The organism is Rhodococcus sp. NPDC060176, from assembly GCF_042728675.1.
In the GTDB taxonomy this organism is placed as follows: domain Bacteria; phylum Actinomycetota; class Actinomycetes; order Mycobacteriales; family Mycobacteriaceae; genus Rhodococcus_F.
Genome location: NZ_JBHWYS010000010.1, coordinates 117,768 through 134,534, shown reverse-complemented (window position 1 = coordinate 134,534; position 16,767 = coordinate 117,768). Strand labels below are relative to the sequence as shown.

Genomic DNA, 16,767 nt, shown 5'->3' with positions numbered 1-16,767 from the left:
GAGGCCGCTGTGGCGTGTCGCACGCCACTCTCAAAGTTTGCCCTCAGACTCGGAAAGTACAGTGGTAATGCCCGAGCTACCACCGCGTACCTACATGCGCGGGCGCGCCACACCTCAAGCCCACACACCGAAAGAGCCCAATCGATGCCAAGCGGTTCCGATAGTCGCGGTCCCAACAAGAACTCCGGGGCCAAATCAGCCAAGGCCATCAAGGCCGCCAACAAGAGCAGTCGGCCGGCCAAGAAGGGCAAGGGTGGCGTCCCCGCTCCCCGCCAGATCCCCTGGCTGTCGATCGGCGCCGGTGTGGCTGTGCTCGCACTCATCGCCGTGCTCGGTATCAATCTGTGGCCCAAGGTCGAGGAGCGGCAGGCCCTCGAGCCGTACAAGTACAGCTCGGAGAACAAGGATCCGTCAGACAAGATCGACGGTGTCCTCAAGATCGAGTACCCGGCGGGCCAGCACGTCGATTCCACTCAGCGCGTCGCGTACGACCAGACCCCGCCGTTCGGTGGCCCGCACGACGCCACCTGGGCGAACTGCACCGGAACCGTGTACGCAGACCCCATCCGCACCGAGAACGCCGTCCACTCGCTCGAGCACGGTGCCATCTGGATCACGTACAACCCTGATCTCGTCGATCAGGACCAGATCGACAGCCTTGCCGGACGCGTCAACGGCAAGTCCTACATGCTGATGTCGCCCTATCCCGGCCAGAGCAGCCCCATCTCTCTGCAGTCCTGGGGCCATCGCCTCGAGGTCGACAAGGCCGACGACGATCGCATCGATCAGTTCATCACTGCGCTGAACCAGAACCCGAACGTCTACCCCGAGGTCGGCGCGAGCTGCACCAACCCGCTGTTCACTCCGTCGACGTCGCCGTTCGATCCGACGCCTCCGGGCCCCGGCGCCATTCAGATGGACGGCACGGGCGCTACCCCGGCCACCGACGAGCAGGTTCCCGCCGGTGGATAGTTCACAGACCACCGATCAGTCTTCGAAGCCGAGTCAGCGCACCGCGCTGCTGATCATCGGTCTGATCGGCGCGATCGCCGTCGGTTTTGCATTGGGCGCATTCACCAATCTCCTCGGGCCCGACGCGAAGTCGTCCCTGACCGTTCCGGCATCCGATTCGGTGGACGTCGGATTCGCGCAGGACATGAGCGTGCATCACAGCCAGGCCGTGGACATGGCGTCGATCGCTCTGACGAAGTCCACCGACAACGACGTGCGCACGCTCGCGTTCGACATCTTGACCACGCAGCAGAACCAGCTCGGTCAGATGCAGGCGTGGCTGACCATGTGGGATCAGCCGCTGTCCAAGGTGGGCCCGTACATGGAATGGATGTCGTCCGATTCGGGCTCCGGCCACGGATCGCACGGAACTTCGGCCACGATGGACATGGCTCATTCGGGCCCGGTCGACACCATGCCAGGCATGGCGTCCCCCGAGGACCTTGCAGCGCTCCGCGCAGCGGAAGGTCTGCAACTCGACACCTTGTTCCTGCAGTTGATGCTTCGTCACCACGAAGGTGGGCTTCCGATGATGGAGTACGCAGCAGCTGACGCCACCGAGGGGCCGGTGCGCAGCCTGGCGCAGACCATGGTCAACACACAGCAGAGCGAGTCGAAGCTGATGACCGACATGTTGGCAGCTCGCGGCGCAGTGCCGCTGCCCATGAACTGAGCAGAACTGAACTAAGAAACTTCAGACCCGAACTGGGCCTGGTCCTGAAATTTCAGGACCAGGTCCAGTTTTCTACCTCCGGCATGTCTTCGAGGTGCTCGACGATGTAGCGCGAGTGCTTCTCGAGCTGGGTGCGGCAGAACTCCGCCAACTCGGACGCGCCGGCGGGCCGACGCTTGGAGCGTCGTAGCGCCTCGATCACCAGGTGGTAGCGGCTCATCTTGTTGAGGACAACCATGTCGAACGGTGTTGTGGTTGTTCCCTGTTCGCTGAATCCGCGAACGTGGAAACGCTCGGGGCTCGGACGCCCGTGAATCAGTTCGTGCACCGCGCGCGAATAGCCGTGAAACGCGAAAACGACGTCGGTCTGCGCGGTGAACAGATCGAGAAAGACTCGCTCCCCGAATCCGTGGGGATGCTCCGTCGGCGTCAGCAGCGCCATCAGGTCGACGACGTTGACGACTCGGGTGATCAGTTCCGGCGTGTGATCGCGCAGCAACTGTGCAGCAGCCAAGATCTCCTGCGTCGGTACGTCTCCCGCCGCGGCCAGGACCACGTCCGGTTCCTGTTCCCGAGCTTCGGTTCCGGCCCATTCCCAGACCGAAGCCCCCGCCGCGCAGTGCTCGTGCGCTTGCTCGAGCGTGAGGTACTGCAGGTGTGGTTGCTTGTCCACGACGATCAGGTTGACGTGGTCGGTACTGCGCAGACAGTGATCGGAGATCGAGAGCAAGGTGTTGGAATCCGGCGGCAGCCACACGCGGATCACGCTGGGAGCCAAGGGAATAACGGCGTCGATCATGCCAGGACCCTGATGAGAGAATCCATTGTGGTCGTTGCGCCAGCACGTACTGGTCAGCAACACGTTGAGCGAAGCGACGGACGCCCGCCAGGGCAGGTCGACTGCGTGTTGGAGCCACTTGGCGTGTTGGATGAGCATCGAGACACTCACCATCGCAAACGCTTCGTAGCTCGCGAACATCCCGTGTCGGCCCGACAGCAGATAACCCTCGAGCCAACCCTCGCAGAGGTGCTCGCTGAGGACCTCCATGACGCGACCGTCCGCGGACAGTCCGTCGTCGTAGTCGGTGATCGGCAGCTGCCAGCAGCGATCGGTTGTCTCGAACACGGCGCCGAGGCGATTGCTCGACGTCTCGTCCGGGCAGAAGAGTCGGAAGATCCCGCCGCCGTCTTCGGTTTCCGTGGCGGCGTAGATGTCGCGCAGAAGCTCGCCGAGCACTCTCGTCGTCTCGTGGAAAGTCGAACCCGGGGATTGGATGGGTAGCGCATATTTTTCGAGCGGCGGCATCGGGAGATCGACGCGAAGTCGTCCACCGTTCGCGTACGGAGTGCTCCCCATACGCTTGTCCCCCGCCGGCGAGAGCGCCGCCAGTTCCGCGACCAGTGATCCGTTGGCGTCGAACAACTCGTCCGGACGGTACGACCGCATCCACTCTTCGAGTTGCCGCAGATGCGACTCATTGGTTCGCACGCCGGACAACGGCACCTGGTGCGCACGATGTGTGCCCTCGACCAAAATTCCGTCGACGGTGTGCGGTCCGGTCCATCCTTTCGGCGTCCGCAACACGATTGCCGGCCACGAACCCGTCGACTCCTCTCCGCGGCGTGCGGCACCCTGCATCTCGCGGATCTTCTCGTGCGCCTGCGAGATCGCTTGATACAGCTGAGGGAACACCACGTCGGGATTGTCACCGGAGACGACGATCGGCGCCCACCCCTGTCCACCGAGATAGGCCTGGATGTCTTCGTCGCTGCTGCGTCCGTACACCGTCGGCCCGGCTATTTTGGCGCCGTTCACGTGCAGGATCGGCAGGACCGCGCCGTCGCGTCGCGGATTCAGGAACGCCGGGAGCTTCCACGAACCGGACAACGGCCCGGTCTCCGCTTCGCCGTCGCCGATCACGCAGGCCACCACGAGGTTCGGATGATCGAAGGCAGCACCGGCCGCATGGGCAAGGGCGTAGCCGAGCTCGCCGCCTTCGTGAATGCTTCCGGGTGTCTGCACACTCACGTGGCTGGGCACCCCGCCGGGAGCGGAGAATCGCCGACACATCCGGTGGATACCCTCGGCGTCGGCCGACACATCCGGATAGATCTCCGAGTACGTTCCCTCGAGATACGTCGACGCGACCAGGGCCGGACCGCCGTGCCCGGGACCGGTCACGTAAAGCCAGTCCGCATCGGTGGCGACGATGTGCCGATTGAGGAGCGTGTAGATCATCGACAAACCGGGACTGGTCCCCCAGTGCCCGAGCAGACGAGGCTTGATGTGCTCGGCGCGTAACGGTTCCCGCAGAAGCGTGTTGTCTTTCAGATAGATCTGCGCAACGGTCAGGTAGTTGGCTGCTGCCCACCACTTCAGGTCGAGCGCGAGCTGGTCTTCGGAATAGTGGTGATCGGTCATCAACGACTCCCGTACCTCACGAGGGTGCCCGAGCAGTCCGCCCGAGCCTGTGCTCACAGGCGAGCCTAGGCGTAAAAAGCATCCGAGTCAGTCGGTACAGATGATTCGACGACCATGGTCCCCGGATGCATCCTCGACTGCCTCCCGCGAGGACGCCATGCCGAGACGGGTGCCGGTTTGGTCTTGTCCCCCCGTGATGCGCTACGCTAACGCAGCCCAATCGGCACACCGAAAGTTCGGTGCGCCCCCGTAGCTCAGGGGATAGAGCGTTCGCCTCCGGAGCGAAAGGTCGCAGGTTCGAATCCTGCCGGGGGCACCACGAAGACGCAGGTCAGCGATGCATCTTTCGCCTCTTCACGGTGCCACGTCAAAAGTTTCAGGGTCATCTGCCCGACTGCTGTCGATCTCACACCTCGCATCGATCCTGCTCCCACGTACACGATGCGTCAGCTGGCCGCGTTTGTCGCAGTAGCCGAGACCGGGACGACGCGGTAGCCGCGGCTCGAACGCGCGCTCAAAGTTCAACTGTGCGTTCGCCGTCGCTCATTCGGCATTCAACTGACCCGCACCGGTGGATCCGTCCTGGTGCGTGAGCGGGCACTACTTCAGCAAGCCGAAGGCAGCTCGGCCGCGCAGGAGTCTCTCCTACGCGGCCGAGCGCATTCGCGGATGAAGCAAGTATTCAGTTGACCTCGGCCAACTCCTTTTCTTCCTCAGCGCGCCTTTCACGCACGGATCTTCCCCGCAGCGACCTTCCACGTACCAGCGGCGAGACGGTGATCGCCAAGCCCACCAGCGCGACACCGGTGACCAGGATCAGTCCGGGATGGAACTGCTCGAACCCGGCGGTACCGGCGCCGGACGCGGTGTGCGATCCGGCGGTCACGAGGGCAGTAGTCAGAGCGAGCACGAGCGCCGCACCGACCTGAGCTGACGTGTTCACCAGACCCGACGCCAAGCCCTGCTCGGAGTCGTCGACGCCCGAGGTGGCCTGAGCCATGATCGAGGTGTACCCCAACGCGAATCCGAGTCCGAGCAGGATGACGCTCGGCAGAATCGCCACGACGTACGACGGTGAATCGCTGCCGGCGAAGAGGAACCAGAGGTACCCGACGCTCAGCGACGTCAGTGCCGCGATGATGAGCTTGGCACTGCCGTACAGGTCGACCAGCCGCCCGACGAACGGCGATCCGAAGGCGACGATGATGCCCGCAGGAAGCAGTGCCATCGCCATCTTCAACGGCGACCAGCCGAGAGCGGACTGAAGGAAGATCGTCATCATGAACTGGAAGCTCAGGTAGGAACCGAAGAGCGCGATGATGGCCAGATTCGCACGGACGATGGTGCCGACGCGCAGAAGTCCGAGGCGCACCAGCGGATGCGCCACCTTCTTCTCCACGAAGAAGAACGTCGCGAGCAGCACGGCGGCCACTGCGAACGATCCCAACGTCATCGGGTGAGCCCACCCGCGGGTCGGAGCGGAGACCATCGTGTACACCGTGAGAAGCATTCCCGTCACCAGGGTGACGGCCCCGACGAGGTCGTGTCCCCCGGTATCTGCGGGACGGTCCCGCGGAATGAGGAAGTACCCACCGATCAGTGCGATGACGGCAAACGGAACCGGCATCAGGAACGTGAATCGCCAACCGGCACTGGTCAGCAGCCCACCCAGGATCAGACCGGACGAGTAACCACTGGCGCCGAACACGGAGAACACCGACAGCGCACGGTTACGGGCCGGACCTTCCTTGAACGTCGTGGTGAGAATGGACATTGCGGTCGGAGCGGTGAAGGCCGCAGCGAGTCCCTTGACGAATCGTGATGCGATCAGCAGTGTTCCGTTGTCGACCAGTCCACCGACCAGCGAGGCGATCGCGAACACGGTGAGCGCGATCAGGAAGACCTTCCTACGTCCGAGGAGGTCGGCAGTACGTCCACCGAGCAGCAGCAAACCGCCGAACCCGAGGACGTATCCGTTGATGATCCACTGCAGCGAGGTAGTGGACAGGCCCAGTTCATTGCCGATGGACGGAAGAGCGACGCCCACCATCGACACATCGAGACCGTCGAGGAACAACACGAGGCAGAGCACCGCGAGGATGCCCCACAGCTTGAGGGACCAGCCCTCCCCTGTGGCCGGATCCGAGGATTCCGTAGAAACCGGGGCTTCCGGCGAATCGAATGGTTTGAGTGTCGAGTCTGTGCAAGTCACGTCAGCGAGAATAGATGCACATGCACATAATGCACAAGCATTTAATGCAATTGCACGTAATCGAGTCTTCAACTAGAATGCGGTCGTGACGTCGGAATCCGAATTGCGCAACACCTGGCGCTCGCTGTCGACCAGCTACAACGACATCGCGTGCGAACTCGATCGCCAGATGCAGTCGGCGCATGGGCTGAGCATGAGCGACTTCGAGGCTCTCGACCGACTCATGGACGCCACGTGCGAACGTCCACGCATGCAGGAGCTTGCCTCGGAGATGTATCTGAGTCCCAGCGCGCTCTCCCGAAGCGTGGCTCGTCTCGAGAAGGCCGGACTGGTTCAGCGAGCACTGTGCGAGGCCGACCGGCGCGGAGTCTTCGTCGACGTCACCGACAAAGGACGTCAGGTACACGCGGACGCCAGCAAAATCCAACTGGCCGTACTGGATTCACGCCTGCGCGAGCAGTAGCCACACGTCAGCGGAGCACAACACAGCGCCCGGCCACCGGGCGAGGGCCGTTCCGGACTAGACTGAGCACATACCGACGCGCCTTTCTGTTGCCGTCGGCGATCGACAGCAGCGCAGCCAGCACGCTTTCACGCGGTCCTGGCCGAGGCAATCTGCCAGCGTTCCTGCGGCTTCTGCTAGTCCCTCAGGCTCCTGCCTGACATCTCTACCTGCTCCTATCGAGAGATACACAATTGAACAACGCACGCACCCTTGGAGTCATCGGACAGTCGAGCAAACCGGCAGAACGCCGGTTGCCGATCCATCCTGCGCATTTCGATCGCATCGATGCCGAACTACGTTCTCGGATCTACCTCGAAGAGGGCTACGGCCACCCCTTCGGCTACTCCGACGACTACCTCTCGCGCCTGGTTGCCGGAATCCGCACGCGCAAGCAGATTTTGGCGGAAACCGATGTGGTTCTGCTACCGAAGCCGTTGGTGCGTGACCTCGCCGAACTACGATCCGGTCAGGTTCTCTGGGGCTGGCCGCACTGCGTCCAGGACACCGAACTGACACAGATCGCGATCGACAAGAAACTGACTCTCATCGCCTTCGAGGCCATGAACTTCTGGCACAGCGACGGATCGTTCAATCTGCATGTGTTCCACAAGAACAACGAGCTCGCCGGCTATTGCTCGGTACTGCACGCCCTGCAGTTGATCGGTTCCACCGGAGACTACGGCCGCCGTCTCACTGCTGCCGTGATCGGCTTCGGAGCCACTGCACGCGGCGCGGTCACAGCACTCAAGGCGCACGGCATCCACGAAGTGAACGTCCTCACCCAACGTGGAGTCACCGCCGTCAGCTCCCCTATCCACTCGGCGCGCATGGTCTCGTTCGACAACAACAACGGTGACGTCCGTGGCAGCCACGTGATGCTCGACAACCACAGCGTGCCGGTACCCGGCTTCTTGGCCGAGCACGACATCGTCGTCAACTGCGTACTGCAGAACACCGACGCCCCACTGACTTTCCTGACCGAGGAAGACCTCATGGACTTCCAACCCGGCAGCCTCATCGTCGACGTGTCGTGCGACGAAGGCATGGGCTTCAGTTGGGCTCGCCCCACCTCGTTTGCCGAGCCGACCTTCATCGTCGGTGACAACATCACCTATTACGGCGTCGACCACAGTCCGTCGTACCTGTGGAACTCGGCATCGTGGGAAATCAGCGAGTCTCTTCTCCCCTACCTGCCCACCGTGATGGCGGGAGAGACGGCATGGAAGGCAGACGAGACCGTCGATCGGGCCATCGAAATCCGTGACGGCGTCATCGTGAATCCGGCCATCACACGGTTCCAGCACCGCTCGCCGGACTACCCGCACGCCGTCATCGCGGAGTAGCCGCCCCGATCAGGCCTGGCCGGCTGCCGCGTTGATCGGCGCCATGTCGAAATAGTCGCGCCAGGCGCTGATCTTTCCGTCCGTGACTTCGAATACCCCCATCACCGGGAGCGCTACCTCGGCGCCGTTGATGGTGAAGACGTCGACGCGTTCGTTCATCACCACGCTGCCGTCCGCGACCTGACGCTTGATCTGAAAGTCGATGTTTCCGAAGGCACCGACAAATTGCTCGATGAACGCGCGGACGGCCTCCCGGCCGACAACGGGCTCCATCGGAATGTTGTGATAAACGACGTCATCGGTGAAGTACTCGACGATCTTCGCGACATCGGCATTTGCCCACAGTGCGCAGAATTCGTTGACCAGCTTGTCCGGTGTCATTGTGTGCCAGCCTCTTTCGAATTGTCTTCGTGGGGTTCGATGATTGCCATGATGCTTTCGATCTCGCCTGCCGGTATCCCGAAGTACTCGGTGACGAAAACCGTGACGGCCGGCGCCTGGCCAGGTGTTCCGAGATCCAGCAGATACCGCGCTACGACACTCTCGCCCCACTCGCGCAGCGCGAGTTCACGTATCGCCACGATTCCGCGATACTGCTGCCCCTGTTCGAGCTCGTTGCTGATGAAAACGCCGGTGTCACCGGTTCGCTGACCGTTCTCGACTCGCCAGGCGTCGGCGGCAAAACGGACCTTCGTTGCGTCGTGAGTGAGCAATGCGTTCACGTACTCACGTGCCATGGCGATGCGCCCGCTGACCGCAGACTCCGTGGAGTGCTTGGCAATTGCGCCGAGGATCGACTCAGCCAATTCCGGTCGGCAGATCACGAGGTCCGGCAGGTAGGGGTGAGATTCGTTGTAGAGCAACGGCGAACCGTCGATGCGGCTGCAATGCAGTCCTGCTGCCTGCGCGACGCCGACCGGTGCCGCCGAATCCCATTCCCACTGCCCACCGGCGTGCAGATACGCATCGACCTCACCGCGCACCACCGCCATCGCCTTGGCGCCGGCCGACCCCATGTGCACAACGTCGGCGCCGAGTTCGGCAGCCACGGCTTCGGTGAATGCGGGCGGCCGCGAGCCACTGACGACTACCCGGAGCGGAGAGTTGGCAGTCACCGAGACTGCCTCGTCGCCACTGGAATAGACGGCGCCGAGCGCGGGCTGCGACACCGCGGCTGCGGTAATCCCACTATCGCGTTCCCAAAGCGCCACGTGCACTGCCCAATCCGAATGATCCGGGAGTCCGTATTCCTTGGAGCCGTCGAGCGGATCGATGATCCAGACTCGGGACGCCTCCAGGCGACTGCGATCGTCGGCAGATTCTTCCGAGAGCACGGCATCGCCCGGCCGCTCGGCCGCCAACCGGTCGAGGATGTAGGAATCGGCGGCCTTGTCGCCCCGCCGACCCAGCTCACGACCGTCGTCGACGCCCAGACCCTCGGCTCGGATCCCCAGGAGGATCGCACCAGCGGCCTGCGCCAATTCCGCCGCGAGTGCCTCGTCGGCGATTCTGCTGTGTGTGGATTCGCTCACCGGTCCAACACTTCCATAATTCGCAGCGCAAGTTCGGTAGGCGTTCCGTCTTCGGGTCTGATCACCAACTCGGGGCTTGTCGGAGCTTCGTAGGGATCGTCGACGCCGGTGAATCCCGTGATTTCCCCGGCCCTGGCCTTGGCGTACATACCCTTGGGGTCTCGGGCTTCACATTGCTCGATCGGGGTGTCGACATAGACCTCGACGAACTTCAGTCCAGCGGCCTCGTGCGCCGCCCGCACTCGATCACGATCTTCGCGGTACGGGCTGATCAGGCAGGCCACTGCCACGGCCCCGGAATCGGCGAACAATTGCGCCACCGAGCCGACTCGGCGGACGTTCTCGGCGCGGTCATCGGCACTGAATCCCAGATCCGCGTTCAGTCCGTGCCGGAGGTTGTCGCCGTCGAGGCGGTACGCCGGGATACCCGCGGCCACCAAACGCCGCTCGAGTTCCACCGCGATCGTGGACTTACCCGAGGCCGAGAGACCGGTAAGCCACACAGTCCCGCCGGTAGTCGCACGTTCCTCGCGAGAGACCTCCGAACTGTGCCAGACGACGCGCGATTCCTTGAGTGTCGGTCCGTTGATCATTCCGGCTGCGACGGTGTTGCCCGTGGTCTCGTCCACGAGAATGAAGCTGCCTGTCACGCGGTTGCGGCGGTAGGGATCGAACATCAACGGCTGCTGCGTTTTGATCGAGATGCGACCGATCTCGTTGAGGGACAGAGATTCTGCCTTCTCGTCGCGGTGCAGAGAATTGACGTCCAGGCGATAGTCGAGCTTGACGATCTGCGCCTTCGTGAAGCGCGTGGTGTGCAGCAACGAGTAGCGATTGTTTTCCGACAGCGTGGTCTGTTCGGTCAGCCAACAGACCATCGCATCGATTTCCTGCCCGACCTGCGGCCGGTTGTTGAGCCGACACAATTGGTCCCCACGGCTGACGTCGAGATCGTCGGTCAGTTCGATGCACACGGCCGCGGGCGCAAACGCCTCGTCGATCACGTCGCCGCCCGGCCCGTGCACTGCCTTCACCGTCGACGTGAATCCAGAAGGCAACGCCACGATTTCGTCGCCCGGCTTGAAGACGCCACTGGCCACCGTTCCCGCGTAACCACGGAAATCGTGGAGGTCGGCGTCGGTCTGCTTCTGCGGACGGATCACGTACTGCACTGGAAACCGAGCATCGATCAAGTTGCGATCCGACGCGATGTGCACCTGCTCCAGATGGTGCAACAGCGACGGCCCGTCGTACCACGACATGTTCTCGGTCCGCGCAACGATGTTGTCTCCCAACAGCGCCGAGACTGGAATGAACGTCAGATCGTGGACGTCCAACTTGATCGCGAACTGCCGGAATTCTTCCTTGATCTCCTCGAATCGTTCCTGAGACCAGCCCACCAAGTCCATCTTGTTCACACACAACACGAGGTGGGGAATACCCAGAAGAGTCGACAGGAAGGCATGGCGCCGCGTCTGTTCGAGCACTCCTTTACGGGCATCCACCAGGATCAGGGCGAGATCTGCCGTCGAAGCGCCGGTCACCATGTTGCGGGTGTACTGCTCGTGCCCGGGAGTGTCGGCGATGATGAACTTGCGATGAGGGGTGGCGAAATACCGGTGGGCCACGTCGATCGTGATGCCCTGTTCACGCTCGGCGCGCAATCCGTCGGTCAGTAGCGCGAGGTTGGCGTACTCGTCTCCCCGTTCTCGACTGCTCCGCTCCACGGCCTCGAGTTGATCCTCGAAGATCGACTTGGAGTCGTAGAGCAACCGGCCGATGAGTGTGGATTTACCGTCGTCGACACTGCCCGCCGTAGCAACTCTCAGCAGTTGCGGCATCAGAAGTACCCCTCTTTCTTACGATCTTCCATGCCGGCTTCGGAAATACGGTCATCAGCTCTGGTTGCGCCACGCTCGGTAATGCGGCTCGCAGCAACCTCTTCCACGACGGCGGCCGGATTTTCGGCCGACGATTCGACGCATCCGGTGCAGGTTGCGTCGCCGACCGTACGGAAGCGCACCAACGCCTCGTAAGACTCCTCACCCGCGCGGAGCTCGAGGAAGCGGGTGCGTGCCAACAGCATTCCGTCCCGCGGAACCACCTCACGCCGATGGGCGTAGTAGATGCCGGGAAGGTCGATCTGCTCGCTCTCGATGTACTGCCAGATGTCGAGCTCTGTCCAATTGGAGAGCGGGAAGATCCGAATATGTTCACCCTTACGGTGTTTGCCGTTGTACAGGTTCCACAGTTCAGGCCGCTGCACCTTGGGATCCCACTGCCCGAACTCGTCCCGGAAGCTGAACACCCGTTCCTTGGCTCGCGCTTTCTCTTCGTCGCGGCGAGCACCACCGAACACTGCGTCGAACTTGTTGTCGCGAATTCCGCGCAGCAACGCGTGCGTCTGCAGGCGATTACGACTTGAACCGACTCCGGTGTCCTCGATGACGCGTCCGGCATCGATGTCGTCCTGCACGCTGGAGACGACAAGCCGCAGGTTGAAGCGTTCGACCGTGCGGTCGCGGAACTCGATCACCTCGTCGAAGTTTTGACCGGTGTCGACGTGCATCACGGCGAACGGCAATGGCGCAGGCCAGAATGCCTTCGCCGCTACGTGCAGCATCACGACGGAATCCTTACCTCCGGAGAACAGGAGGACCGGCTTTTCGAAAGTCGCTGCCACTTCGCGGAAAATATGGACCGCCTCCGCTTCGAGGGCTCGCAGATGCGACAACTCGTAGGCGGGCGGGGTCTGGAGTGTTGCCATGTCTTTCGCTCCTGAGCATCACTGACTCCGTTGCGGGAACTTCGTCACCGCATCGGTACATTTATGTACCGGACTGGTTCTAAATTGAACGCAATCACAGAATAGAACTCGTTCTACCCAAAGGTCAATGACCGGCAACCAGACGTCACTGACCGCGAACCGGACTCCGTCCACCAACTTCCGCCGTCACCGCATCTGCCGCCGCAACCAGCGCCGCGGCGCGTCGCTCGATCTCGGCACCCGAAATTGCGCCGCCGACATACAGCGTGAGCACCAGCGCCTGGTGCCCTTCGGCGTCGTAGGTCGGGGCGGCGATGAGACTGACCGGATGCTCGTCGTCAGAGCTGATGTCGCGCCCCAGGTACACCCGCTCGCCCAGGCTCGAGACCATCTCACCGAGCAGCTCACGCACTTCGGGCGGAAGATCGTGCGTCGCAACGCCCGCCATCAACGTGTGAAGTCGCTGCCCCACCGGATCCAGACTTTCGACCAGGTACCCCGCGGATCGGCACTCGCGGACCACGTTCCACAGGCGCTCGCGATCCAAGCGCACCGGCAAGCTCGGCTCCTTGCTCAGCCAACTGTCCATGTCGTGATCCGAACCCCAGAGGACGTACATCAGTCCGACCGGCGGAGCGAACGGATACACCTGACCGACCTTGGCGGTGCGACGCGCGCCGATCGGTCCGGTCACTTCGAGAACACTGATCTGATCACCGATCACACCGGACGCCGTGCACGTCGTGCCGAACTCCGCGCTCACCTTCTCCAGGTGGGTGCGGGCAATAGGTCCGACGGCAAACCCTCGCTGAGCTGCACGTCCGGCCGCGATCAAAGCTGGACCGAGTCCGTATGTCTTGGACACCTCGTCCCGTGTCAGGTACCCACGGTCAGCCAGCGCCGTGAGAATTCCCAGGCAGGTCGGCTTGCTGATCTCGAGGGCGCGGGCGAGTTCCGACAGCCCGAACCGCTGGTCAGGGCGGCCGACGAGGTAGTCGAGCACCTGAACCACCCGTTCGGTGGGAGGCGATTGCCTCCCCCTCGAGCGACCCTCTTCAGGCGCCTTCTCCGGTCCACCCATTGACCACTCCCTAGAACGCGTTCTATTGTCGGAATACCAAACATCTACCCCATAGGTACATATTTGTACCACGACGCTCTGGGCCGGCGACATAGTCGGAACTGTGAGGAGCCAGCGTGCTGACGGACCCGTTTGCCGAGGCGATCGCCGAAGCCGAGAAATTGATCGAGACTGCGCCGCACATCAGATCCGAGCAGGATCTACTGGAGGGATACCAATATCTGGCCGGCGGAATCATCGCGACGACGCATGCCGCGTGGGCCGGCGAAAAGACCCATCCGAGTTTCATCCAGGGCACCGGACCGTTCACCAAGATGGGCCTCGACAACCCGGACACCCTGTACTTCGGCGCTCGTATCAACGACGACAAGGAATACAAGGTCACCGGAAAGCGCGGCACCACAGCCGATCTCAGCTTCCAGGTGTTGAGCGGGAACTACACCAACTCGAATGTTCCCGGCAGCGAGATCGCCTTCGACGACCGCGAGCTGGAGATAGACGACGACGGCAACTTCGTCGCGTGGTTCGGCCCCGGTCCTGCCGACGGACGAGCCAACTATTACACCCTGGCGCCAGGATCCTCGCAGTTGGTCGTGCGCGAGGTCTACAGCGATTGGAGTCAGCAGCGCGGCGTGATCCGCATCGAGCGCACCGATTCGATCGGGATCGCTCCGCCGCCCCTCACCGCGGAAGAGACCGAGAAGCGGTATGCACGGGCCGGGAAGGCCCTGGTCACGCGGGTCAAGACGTGGCTGCAGTTTCCAGAGTGGTTCTACCTCAAGCTCACGGTCAACACCATGACCGAACCGCGACTGACTCCGGGCGGACTGGCGACACAGTACTCGTCGGTGGGACATTACGAACTCACCGACGAGCAGGCGATGATCATCACCGTTCCGGCGTCGGACGCACCGTATCTGGGATTCCAACTCGGGAGCCTCTGGTACATCTCGCTCGACTACGTCAATCATCAGACCTCCCTCAACAACGGCCAGGCGCAGGTCGATCCGGACGGGATGGTCCGAATGGTGGTCAGCGCGAAGAACCCCGGTGTCACCAACTGGATCGAAACCGTCGGACATCCGCGCGGCATTCTTCAGTTCCGTTGGCAGCGCGTATCCCGTGAGCTGACGCCGCAGGACGGCCCAACCGTCGACATCGTTCCAGTCGAAGATATTGCGAAGCACCTGCCGCATTTCGACACCAACGCCATCACCGCCGAGGAGTGGGCAGCGCGAATTGCCCAGCGCCAGGGCGCCATCGACAACCGAATGCTGGGGTAATCATGACCGCATTGCTCGAAGACCGTGTAGTAGTCATCTCCGGAGTCGGTCCGGCACTCGGCCGCGCTTTGGCCATTCGTTGTGCGTCGGCCGGCGCGAGTCTTGTTCTCGCAGCGCGCACGCAATCGCGACTCGACGACGTCGCGAAGGAAATCGTCGATGCCGGTGGACGCGCCGTCACCGTGGCCACTGACATCACCGACCAGGCTTCCGCCGAGAATCTGGTCGCCGAATCCATTGCCGCCTACGGCAAAGTCGACACCCTGATCAACAATGCATTCTCGATACCGTCGATGAAACCGTTGGCTCGCACCGATTACCAGCACATCCGCGACAGCATCGAACTGACCGTACTGGGTGCGTTGCGTCTGACTCAGCTGTTCACGCCGGCCCTTGCCGATTCGGACGGCTCCGTGGTGAACATCAATTCGATGGTGTTGCGGCATTCGCAAGAGCGGTACGGCAGCTACAAGATGGCAAAATCGGCCCTGCTCGCCATGTCGCAGTCCCTGGCCACCGAGCTCGGTCCGCACGGAATTCGTGTCAATTCTATTGCACCCGGCTATATCTGGGGCGATACCCTCAAGGGTTATTTCGCACACCAGGCGGAGAAGTTCGGCATGACCGTCGAGCAAATTTACGAGCACACCGCCTCGAACACCGACCTCAAGCGCCTACCGACGACAGATGAAGTATCCGACGCGGCGATCTTCCTGGCGTCTCCGATGGCCAGCGCGATCACGGGCCAATGTATCGACGTCAACTGCGGCGAATTCCATCACTAGGAGCACCATGACTGAACGCACTCACGTCGGCACCGTCGAGGATCTCCACGCCTCGGCAACGCGGATGACCGGACTTACGGATTTCGGCGTCGACGATTACACCGAGGCTCTGTCGGTCCTCCTCGAGTCCTACGACCGCGACGAGGATCTGACCCCCTTCGGCAGCAAGATCTCTCGGGTATTCCTTCGCGGCGCGCTGGTGGCACGTCTGCTCAGTGAATCGGCATGGAAGGAACACCCTGAGCACGCCGACGTCAAGATCGAGCGTCCGATCTTCGTCACCGGATTGCCGCGCACCGGCACCACGGCCCTGCACCGCCTCCTCACAGTCGACCCGGCCCACCAGGGCCTCGAGATGTGGCTGACCGAGTTTCCGCAGCCTCGACCACCTCGTGACACGTGGGAGTCGAACCCGGTCTTCGCCAAGATCGAGGAGACGTTCGGGCAGCACCACGTCGAGCATCCCGAATTCATGGGCGTGCACTACATGTCAGCCAGTGAAGTCGAAGAGTGCTGGCAGCTGCTACGCCAGACGTTCAAGTCCGTGTCCTACGAGTGCCTGGCGAACCTGCCCACGTACTCCGCATGGCTGAAGGACCAGGAATGGTCGAATGCCTATGCACGACACAAGAAGAACCTGCAGTTGATCGGTCTGCCCGATCAGGATCGACGGTGGGTCCTCAAGAACCCGAGCCACCTGTTTGCGCTCGACGAATTGATGCAGGCGTACCCCGATGCGCTCGTCATTCAGACTCACCGCTCCCCTACGACGATCATTCCGTCGGTGTGCAGCCTGGCCGCTCAGGCAACGGATGGTTGGTCGAACACGTTCACCGACAAGGTGATCGGCGAAAGTCAGCTGGAATTGTGGGCCAGGGGTCTCGAGCAGTTCGACAGTGCACGCGCACACCACAATCCGGCACAGTTCATCGACGTCGACTATCAGGACTTCGTCACCGATCCGCTGGGCACCGTCGAGAACATCTACACACACTTCGACATCCCGTTGACATCTGCCGCGCAGCAGTCGATGGAGGCCATGCACGAGGAAAGCCGCTCGGGTGCTCGCCGACCTTCGCACAAGTACACGCTCGAGGAGTTCGGTCTGACGAAGGAGCAGGTGGAAGAGCGATTCGGAACTCGCTGACCCCCG

The 16,767-nt window shown here is 62.3% G+C and carries 14 protein-coding genes, 1 tRNA gene and 1 pseudogene; 9 read left to right on the top strand and 7 right to left on the bottom strand.

Going from position 1 to position 16,767, the window contains the following annotated elements; genetic code table 11:
• Positions 1-144 precede the first annotated feature (144 nt).
• Together ACFWEM_RS30405 and ACFWEM_RS30400 are read left to right on the top strand one after the other, a co-directional pair.
• Positions 145-972: a DUF3105 domain-containing protein gene (locus ACFWEM_RS30405; RefSeq protein WP_378539445.1), complete on the top strand. Its 828-nt coding sequence runs from the start codon at positions 145-147 to the stop codon at positions 970-972.
• Positions 965-1,684, top strand: a complete 720-nt coding sequence (locus ACFWEM_RS30400; RefSeq protein ID WP_378539444.1) for a DUF305 domain-containing protein — start codon at positions 965-967, stop codon at positions 1,682-1,684. The genes ACFWEM_RS30405 and ACFWEM_RS30400 overlap by 8 nt, the downstream gene beginning before the upstream one ends.
• A gap of 52 nt (positions 1,685-1,736) precedes the next feature.
• Here the strand turns inward: ACFWEM_RS30400 and ACFWEM_RS30395 are convergent, their stop codons facing one another.
• A complete protein-coding gene (locus ACFWEM_RS30395) occupies positions 1,737-4,106 on the bottom strand; it encodes a phosphoketolase (protein WP_378539458.1) in 2,370 nt (789 codons plus the stop codon).
• Between the two features lie 243 nt (positions 4,107-4,349).
• Here ACFWEM_RS30395 and ACFWEM_RS30390 point away from each other — a divergent pair.
• Together ACFWEM_RS30390 and ACFWEM_RS30385 are read left to right on the top strand one after the other, a co-directional pair.
• Positions 4,350-4,425, top strand: a tRNA-Arg gene (locus ACFWEM_RS30390).
• Positions 4,426-4,547: 122 nt separating this feature from the next.
• Positions 4,548-4,721, top strand: a pseudogene (locus ACFWEM_RS30385) (LysR family transcriptional regulator); the annotation flags it as partial.
• A gap of 67 nt (positions 4,722-4,788) precedes the next feature.
• On the opposite strand, the gene ACFWEM_RS30380 reads toward ACFWEM_RS30385, so the two are convergent.
• Positions 4,789-6,318, bottom strand: a complete 1,530-nt coding sequence (locus ACFWEM_RS30380; protein WP_285183982.1) for an MFS transporter — start codon at positions 6,316-6,318, stop codon at positions 4,789-4,791.
• A gap of 85 nt (positions 6,319-6,403) precedes the next feature.
• Here ACFWEM_RS30380 and ACFWEM_RS30375 point away from each other — a divergent pair, with 85 nt between their 5' ends.
• On the top strand, positions 6,404-6,781 hold the full coding sequence (locus ACFWEM_RS30375) for a MarR family winged helix-turn-helix transcriptional regulator (protein ID WP_003941367.1): 378 nt from the start codon (positions 6,404-6,406) through the stop codon (positions 6,779-6,781).
• Between the two features lie 233 nt (positions 6,782-7,014).
• On the top strand, positions 7,015-8,166 hold the full coding sequence (locus ACFWEM_RS30370) for a N(5)-(carboxyethyl)ornithine synthase (RefSeq protein WP_378449318.1): 1,152 nt from the start codon (positions 7,015-7,017) through the stop codon (positions 8,164-8,166).
• 9 nt (positions 8,167-8,175) lie between these two features.
• On the opposite strand, the gene ACFWEM_RS30365 is transcribed toward ACFWEM_RS30370, so the two are convergent.
• From ACFWEM_RS30365 to ACFWEM_RS30345, 5 genes are all read right to left on the bottom strand, one after another.
• A complete protein-coding gene (locus ACFWEM_RS30365) occupies positions 8,176-8,547 on the bottom strand; it encodes a limonene-1,2-epoxide hydrolase family protein (RefSeq protein ID WP_378539443.1) in 372 nt (123 codons plus the stop codon).
• Positions 8,544-9,698 (bottom strand): 3'(2'),5'-bisphosphate nucleotidase CysQ, encoded by a 1,155-nt coding sequence (locus ACFWEM_RS30360; protein WP_378539442.1) that lies wholly within the window; start codon positions 9,696-9,698, stop codon positions 8,544-8,546. The genes ACFWEM_RS30365 and ACFWEM_RS30360 overlap by 4 nt, the downstream gene beginning before the upstream one ends.
• Complete coding sequence (gene cysC, locus ACFWEM_RS30355) at positions 9,695-11,539, bottom strand: adenylyl-sulfate kinase (protein ID WP_378539441.1); 1,845 nt, start codon at positions 11,537-11,539, stop codon at positions 9,695-9,697. The genes ACFWEM_RS30360 and cysC overlap by 4 nt, the downstream gene beginning before the upstream one ends.
• Entirely contained in the window at positions 11,539-12,465 is a 927-nt protein-coding gene (gene cysD / locus ACFWEM_RS30350; protein ID WP_378539440.1) for a sulfate adenylyltransferase subunit CysD, read from the bottom strand. Before cysD ends, cysC begins: the two co-directional genes overlap by 1 nt.
• 145 nt (positions 12,466-12,610) lie before the next feature.
• The gene (locus ACFWEM_RS30345; protein WP_378539439.1) at positions 12,611-13,546 is read right to left on the bottom strand and encodes a helix-turn-helix domain-containing protein; all 936 of its coding nucleotides are present in this window, start codon (positions 13,544-13,546) and stop codon (positions 12,611-12,613) included.
• Between the two features lie 116 nt (positions 13,547-13,662).
• Here ACFWEM_RS30345 and ACFWEM_RS30340 point away from each other — a divergent pair, with 116 nt between their 5' ends.
• Genes ACFWEM_RS30340 through ACFWEM_RS30330 form a run of 3 tightly spaced genes read left to right on the top strand, consistent with a single transcriptional unit; the run spans position 13,663 to position 16,761 of the window.
• A complete protein-coding gene (locus tag ACFWEM_RS30340) occupies positions 13,663-14,829 on the top strand; it encodes a hypothetical protein (RefSeq protein WP_378539438.1) in 1,167 nt (388 codons plus the stop codon).
• 2 nt (positions 14,830-14,831) lie between these two features.
• Positions 14,832-15,614, top strand: a complete 783-nt coding sequence (locus tag ACFWEM_RS30335; RefSeq protein WP_378539437.1) for an SDR family oxidoreductase — start codon at positions 14,832-14,834, stop codon at positions 15,612-15,614.
• A 7-nt stretch (positions 15,615-15,621) separates the two neighbouring features.
• On the top strand, positions 15,622-16,761 hold the full coding sequence (locus ACFWEM_RS30330; RefSeq protein WP_378449311.1) for a sulfotransferase family protein: 1,140 nt from the start codon (positions 15,622-15,624) through the stop codon (positions 16,759-16,761).
• Positions 16,762-16,767 lie beyond the last annotated feature (6 nt).

Excerpts from the sequence above, each read along its gene's own strand:
- ACFWEM_RS30335 (WP_378539437.1), top strand. The coding sequence starts at position 14,832 with ATGACCGCATTGCTCGAAGACCGTGTAGTAGTCATCTCCGGAGTCGGT.
- cysD (WP_378539440.1), bottom strand. The coding sequence starts at position 12,465 with ATGGCAACACTCCAGACCCCGCCCGCCTACGAGTTGTCGCATCTGCGA.
- cysC (WP_378539441.1), bottom strand. The coding sequence starts at position 11,539 with ATGCCGCAACTGCTGAGAGTTGCTACGGCGGGCAGTGTCGACGACGGT.
- ACFWEM_RS30345 (WP_378539439.1), bottom strand. The coding sequence starts at position 13,546 with ATGGGTGGACCGGAGAAGGCGCCTGAAGAGGGTCGCTCGAGGGGGAGG.
- ACFWEM_RS30330 (WP_378449311.1), top strand. The coding sequence starts at position 15,622 with ATGACTGAACGCACTCACGTCGGCACCGTCGAGGATCTCCACGCCTCG.
- ACFWEM_RS30395 (WP_378539458.1), bottom strand. The coding sequence starts at position 4,106 with ATGACCGATCACCACTATTCCGAAGACCAGCTCGCGCTCGACCTGAAG.
- ACFWEM_RS30365 (WP_378539443.1), bottom strand. The coding sequence starts at position 8,547 with ATGACACCGGACAAGCTGGTCAACGAATTCTGCGCACTGTGGGCAAAT.
- ACFWEM_RS30405 (WP_378539445.1), top strand. The coding sequence starts at position 145 with ATGCCAAGCGGTTCCGATAGTCGCGGTCCCAACAAGAACTCCGGGGCC.